5 protein-coding genes are annotated in these 5,374 nt (G+C 61.2%); 1 reads left to right on the top strand and 4 read right to left on the bottom strand.

Annotation, left to right across the window (positions count from 1 at the left end):
* From A3764_RS24055 to A3764_RS10710, 3 genes are all read right to left on the bottom strand, one after another.
* The coding region (locus tag A3764_RS24055) for a Y-family DNA polymerase (RefSeq protein ID WP_443069376.1) at positions 1–206 on the bottom strand (206 nt) is incomplete at its 3' end.
* Positions 207–475: 269 nt separating this feature from the next.
* On the bottom strand, positions 476–1,171 hold the full coding sequence (pyrF, locus tag A3764_RS10715) for an orotidine-5'-phosphate decarboxylase (protein WP_067921711.1): 696 nt from the start codon (positions 1,169–1,171) through the stop codon (positions 476–478).
* A gap of 234 nt (positions 1,172–1,405) precedes the next feature.
* Positions 1,406–1,720: an orotidine 5-phosphate decarboxylase gene (locus A3764_RS10710; RefSeq protein WP_067921714.1), complete on the bottom strand. Its 315-nt coding sequence runs from the start codon at positions 1,718–1,720 to the stop codon at positions 1,406–1,408.
* A 409-nt stretch (positions 1,721–2,129) separates the two neighbouring features.
* Between A3764_RS10710 and clpB the strand changes: the two genes are divergently transcribed.
* Complete coding sequence (gene clpB, locus A3764_RS10705) at positions 2,130–4,745, top strand: ATP-dependent chaperone ClpB (RefSeq protein WP_067921717.1); 2,616 nt, start codon at positions 2,130–2,132, stop codon at positions 4,743–4,745.
* A 97-nt stretch (positions 4,746–4,842) separates the two neighbouring features.
* Here the strand turns inward: clpB and A3764_RS10700 are convergent, their stop codons facing one another.
* Complete coding sequence (locus A3764_RS10700) at positions 4,843–5,217, bottom strand: DUF302 domain-containing protein (RefSeq protein WP_067921723.1); 375 nt, start codon at positions 5,215–5,217, stop codon at positions 4,843–4,845.
* Positions 5,218–5,374: the final 157 nt, after the last annotated feature.

Genomic DNA, 5,374 nt, shown 5'->3' with positions numbered 1-5,374 from the left:
CGCCGCCCGCCGCCGATGATGACGGGTTTGCCTTCCAACTCCGGATTGTCGCGCTTTTCCACCGAGGCATAGAAAGCGTCGCAGTCCATATGTGCGACGGAAAGGTCGTGCAGTTCCGGATGGGCCAGCACACGCGGGCTGCCGCAGGACGGACAACGCCGTGCGGCTTCGATCTGGTGCAGGCAATCACGACAAATAGCGGGCATGGCAATATCGATGGGGTCCGCCCCATTCTACGGTATTCGTTTCGCGATGAACATGGGGGCGAAGGGCCGCGGCGCTTAGGCCAACGAAAGGCCCCCCGCCTGAGTGAGCGGGGGGAGGTGACGAACATCAGGAAGAACCAGTTCGTCGGGGAGTATCACCTGAATTCAGGTTAGCACGCAGTTGGCATATGACACAGGTGAGAATGGATGTATTTGTCAGGCGCGATAAGTTTGTGTTCAATTTGTGACACAACGAGCGGATGCGTCGCTTATTGATCACGAATCTCGGACAATACCGCCTGCGCAGCTGCTGCTGGGTCCTCAGCCTGAACGATCGGCCGCCCGACGACGATATGGTCGGCGCCATTTCCCAGTGCCTGAGCCGGGGTCGCCACGCGTTTCTGGTCCCCCAGTGACGCCCCAGCGGGTCGAACCCCCGGCGTCACGATGAGCTTACCCCTGCTTTCGGGCAAAGCGCGGATCGCCGCCGCCTCGTTGGGGGAGGCGATGACGCCGTCAGCGCCGGCATCGAAAGCCCGCCCGGCGCGTTCTGTGACCAGATCGGCGATATCCCCGGGCCGCAGCAACGCGGCATCGAGGTCCGACCTGTCGAGCGAGGTCAGAATGGTGACGGCAAGGATCTTGAGCTCCGATCCTGCGGCCCCTTCCTTTGCAGCCCGGACCACATGCGGATCGCCATGAACGGTCAAAAAATCAAGGTCGAATTGTGCCAGCCCCCGGACTGCCGCTTCGACGGTCGCACCGATGTCGAACAGCTTCATGTCGAGGAAGATGCGCTTGCCATGCTCCGATTTCAGTTCATTGGCGAGTGCGAGGCCGCCCCCTGTCAGCATGCCCAGACCGATCTTGTAGAATCCGACGGAATCGCCCAGTCGCTGGGCGAGTTCCAGCCCTGCCACGGCATGCGAGACATCAAGTGCCACGATCAATCTGTTGTCTGTCATGGTGTCGTGCTCCTGCCCTGGGCGTTGTCGAGCCTGATTAGGCAGGCGGGGGGCATGTGTCCATCCGGGGAGACAAAAAAGCCCGGATGATAACAATGTATCATCCGGGTCAGTATCAGAGACTTTGCAGGCAGGCAGCTGTCTCTGGCAAGCGGAATACTGCGTCGGGACAGAAGTAACGCAGTGGCAGATCCGCTATGGGGGTGCGGGGCGCCGAGGGGCGCCCCGCGAAATTCAGGCCGCGTTGCGACCGGGCAGGCGCATCAGGCCTTCGAGCCAGCGACGGGGATCGAAAGCGGGGCGCCCGGCACGCAGGGCGGGAACATGGGGGCGAGCCTCGGAATAAAGACCGCCGCGCACTTCGTAGCGGCGAAGGGCCTGCCTGCGCAGGCCATCAGCGGCGTCCTCGAAGCTCATAGAAATGGGTGCGTCAATCGCACAGGCATATTTACGGGTCAGATCGCCATCGTTTACAGTCACCAACGCTTCGAACGTCTGGTTTGCCGCATTATAGATGACTTCTGTCAGCTGGATTTGGCGCGTCTGCATCGTTTTCACCTCACGGTTATCGATTTTTCTCGAAGAGCGACTTCTTACTTCGTTATGCTCTGTCCATTAAACGAGCGGGGACCACGGGAAGTTCCATCCGGTGCGCTCGTTCTGTGGATAATTTGTATTTCCAATTTCAAAACAAAGCTTTGCATCTGGATATCTGGGCGCAAGGGAATGGTTCGCCTAGCCTGGTAGCGTAAAATCGCCGTGAGGTGGTCGTGAGCGGGCCAGAGGGGAAAGGGAAACTGACCCCCCGCTACTTTCTTGTCCGTTGGCGGAATATTCGGTCATTCCAAACCCTTGAACCGGAGCGGGGTGCTCCCCAAATGTTTCTTCGAGGCCCATGGTTCCACGTGCCGCTGAGCGGGCGGGAACACGCAGGGCGCTTAACGAAAAGGAGAGAACCATGGACTTGAGCAAGTTCACGGAAAGATCGCGCGGTTTCATCCAGGCCGCGCAGACCATCGCTGCCCGGGAAAGCCATCAACGGCTTGCTCCCGAGCATCTCTTGAAGGCCCTGATGGATGATGAGCAGGGTCTCGCAAGCAATCTTATCGCAGCATCCGGCGGTCAGCCCGCCCGCGTAGCCGAAGCCGTCGAACTTGCCATGGGAAAGATGCCCAAGGTAACCGGCGACGCGGCGCAGGTGTATCTGGACAACACGACCGCCAAGGTGCTGGCGGAGGCCGAAGCACTGGCCAAGAAGGCTGGCGACAGCTTCGTCCCGGTAGAGCGCATCCTGATGGCGCTGTGCATGGTGAAATCCGGTGCCAAACAGGCATTGGAAGCCGGGCATGTGACCGCACAGGGGCTGAACGCCGCGATCAATGATATCCGCAAGGGCCGGACCGCTGACAGCGCCAATGCCGAAGAGGGCTACGACGCGCTGAAGAAGTACAGCACCGACCTCACCGCCCGGGCCGAGGAAGGCCGGATCGACCCGATCATCGGACGGGACGAGGAAATTCGCCGTGCCATGCAGGTTCTGAGCCGTCGCACCAAGAACAACCCGGTACTGATTGGTGAGCCGGGCGTGGGTAAGACCGCGATTGCCGAAGGACTTGCCCTGCGGATCGTCGATGGCGACGTGCCGGAATCCCTGCGGAACAAGCGCCTGCTGGCGCTTGATATGGGTGCGCTCATCGCGGGTGCGAAATATCGTGGTGAGTTCGAAGAGCGGCTCAAGGCCGTCTTGACCGAAGTGACCGAAGCCGCCGGTGAAGTGATCCTGTTCATCGACGAGATGCATACGCTCGTCGGGGCAGGGAAGGCCGATGGCGCGATGGACGCGTCGAACCTGCTGAAGCCCGCGCTCGCCCGTGGTGAATTGCACTGCGTCGGTGCGACCACGCTCGACGAATATCGCAAGTATGTCGAGAAGGACGCGGCGTTGGCGCGGCGGTTCCAGCCCGTGATGGTGCAGGAGCCCACCGTGGAGGATACCGTTTCGATCCTTCGGGGTATCAAGGAGAAGTATGAACTGCACCACGGTGTGCGGATCAGCGACTCCGCCCTTGTCGCCGCGGCTACGCTCTCGCACCGTTATATCACCGACCGTTTCCTGCCGGACAAGGCGATCGACCTGATGGACGAAGCCGCAAGCCGTCTGCGCATGGAAGTGGACAGCAAGCCCGAAGAACTGGACGCGCTGGACCGGCAGATCCTTCAGCTTCAGATCGAGGCGGAAGCCCTGAAGAAGGAAGACGACTCCGCAAGCAAGGATCGTCTGGAGAAGCTGGAAAAGGAACTGTCCGACCTGCAGGAGAAGGCCGACAGCATGACGGCCCAGTGGCAGGGCGAACGGGACAAGCTGGAAGGGGCGCGTTCGCTCAAGGCGCGTCTGGATCAGGCGCGTGCCGAGCTTGATATCGCCAAGCGCGAAGGCAACCTCGCCAAGGCGGGGGAGCTTTCCTACGGCGTCATCCCCCAGCTTGAGCGGGAATTGGGCGAGGTCGAGGAGAACGACAGCGACCTGATGGTGGAAGAAGCCGTGCGCCCCGACCAGATCGCGAGCGTGGTCGAACGCTGGACGGGTATTCCCGCCGGCAAGATGCTCGAGGGTGAGCGCGACAAGCTCCTGCGGATGGAGGACCAGTTGCACGCCCGTGTGATCGGCCAGCATTCCGCTGTCCGTGCGGTTGCCAACGCGGTGCGCCGTGCGCGGGCCGGGCTGAACGACGAGAACCGCCCGCTGGGCAGTTTCCTCTTCCTCGGGCCGACCGGTGTGGGCAAGACCGAGCTGACGAAAGCCGTCGCCGAGTTCCTGTTCGACGACGACAACGCCATGGTGCGTATCGACATGTCGGAGTTCATGGAGAAGCACGCCGTGGCCCGGCTGATCGGTGCGCCTCCGGGGTATGTGGGCTATGACGAAGGCGGCGTTCTGACGGAAGCGGTGCGGCGGCGGCCCTATCAGGTCGTTCTGTTCGACGAGGTCGAAAAGGCGCATCCGGATGTCTTCAACGTCCTGCTTCAGGTGCTCGACGATGGTGTGCTGACCGATGGTCAGGGCCGGACGGTGGACTTCAAGCAGACGCTGATCGTGCTCACATCGAACCTCGGGGCGCAGGCGCTCAGCCAACTGCCGGAAGGCGGGGACATGGCGCAGGCCAAGCGGGACGTGATGGATGCGGTGCGCGCACACTTCCGCCCCGAGTTCCTGAACCGTCTCGACGAGACGATCATCTTCGATCGGCTTGGCCGGGAAGACATGAGCGGTATCGTCGATATCCAGCTCGGTCGCCTGCTGAAGCGTCTGGCGTCACGTAAGATCGCGCTGGAACTGGACGAAGGTGCCCGCAAGTGGCTGGCCGATGAGGGCTATGATCCCGTGTTCGGGGCGCGCCCGCTGAAGCGCGTGATCCAGCGGAGCCTTCAGGATCCTCTGGCCGAGATGATCTTGGCCGGTGACGTGAAGGATGGTGAGACGATCCATGTCTCTGCCGGAACGGACGGTCTGATTATCGGTGATCGCTTGTCGACCAGTAATCGGGCCAAGCCCGATACCGCGACGGTTCACTGAGGCGATCTGGAGGAAAGATGAAAAAGGCCGGGGTTCGCCCCGGCCTTTTTCGCTGTCTATATACATAGAATATAGTGTGGGGCGATTTCTGCCCCCTTCACTGACCGAGGGCGGCACGCGCGATCTTGTCGAGCATTGCCTGAACCTTCTGCATCTCTCCCTCCGGCAGGGCGCGGTAGCCCACCGTGACAGTCTCCTTCCCCGCAAGCTGCATCACGAATATGTCGTAGGGGCAAAATCCGATGTTCATCGGATCCGCTTCCATCACTTCCCGCGACAAGACGGCCGAACAGAAGCTGTAGACCTCCGCCGCCTCGAACAGCGTGACGTCCGATCCCACGTCTTCGCGGGTGCGCTCCAGCATTTCCCCCACGTGGCTGACGTTCTCCGCCACGAGGCCTTCGTTCAGGATCGCGTTTTCGACGCCGAAGGCCACGTCATCGAAAGGCTGATCGGTTTCGTATGTGACCATTTCCTGTGCGCTGAGGGGCAGGGCGAGGCTGACGAAGAATGGCAGGACAAGGCGGAACACGGTGCATCTCCTTCGCTGACAATCGGGTGTGCTGGCTGAAACGTGAGGCGATAGCGTTTTGTTCGAGCCAGGGCCGACACTACATTTACGCAAGTAT

The sequence above is a fragment of the Sulfitobacter sp. HI0129 genome (genome assembly GCF_001635395.1).
GTDB lineage: Bacteria > Pseudomonadota > Alphaproteobacteria > Rhodobacterales > Rhodobacteraceae > Sulfitobacter.
This window is presented reverse-complemented; position numbering and strand designations above follow the sequence as displayed.

Coding starts and splice junctions, on each gene's coding strand:
- pyrF (WP_067921711.1), bottom strand. CDS start 1,171: ATGACAGACAACAGATTGATCGTGGCACTTGATGTCTCGCATGCCGTG.
- A3764_RS10710 (WP_067921714.1), bottom strand. CDS start 1,720: ATGCAGACGCGCCAAATCCAGCTGACAGAAGTCATCTATAATGCGGCA.
- clpB (WP_067921717.1), top strand. CDS start 2,130: ATGGACTTGAGCAAGTTCACGGAAAGATCGCGCGGTTTCATCCAGGCC.
- A3764_RS10700 (WP_067921723.1), bottom strand. CDS start 5,217: ATGGTCACATACGAAACCGATCAGCCTTTCGATGACGTGGCCTTCGGC.